Origin of the sequence: Pseudomonas sp. IPO3778, assembly GCF_013386825.1 — a bacterium.
GTDB lineage: Bacteria > Pseudomonadota > Gammaproteobacteria > Pseudomonadales > Pseudomonadaceae > Aquipseudomonas.
Window position 1 is genome coordinate 1 of sequence record NZ_JACARC010000151.1, and the last position, 411, is coordinate 411.

1 pseudogene is annotated in these 411 nt (G+C 54.7%); it reads right to left on the reverse strand.

The features are described 5' to 3' along the window. Positions 1-50: 50 nt before the first annotated feature. Positions 51-411: pseudogene (locus tag HX855_RS32980) on the reverse strand (hypothetical protein); the annotation flags it as partial.

Here is a 411-nt window from a genome sequence, read left to right on the forward strand (position 1 = left end):
AAGATAGATGTCCTCTATGTTGTACTGCTCGGGACGTTGTTCGTTATCCATTACTGAATCCTCCATGCAAAACCGACGCTATTTCCGTTACCCACTGCGGTGCCTCCAGCGACCACGCCGCTGCTGCCCCCAAGTGCCTGACCATTGCCGTTGTAATTGGCACAGAAATAGGCCCAAGTTCCGCCGGCCGGGATCGCACCGCCCAACGAAATCCATTGCCCAGCTACTGGTTTTAAAAAGCTGGAAGCTGACAGCGCATCGGTAATCCCGTAACCCGCCAGCGTAGTAGCCACGTTCGCTTTACGCGTAGGGTCAAAATTCCCGGAAGTCCAAGCTGTCTGTGATCCCCACATGAGTTCGCCCGCAGAGTTCATAGCTAAAGACCTGGCAATCAGCCCCGCCCAGTGGAAT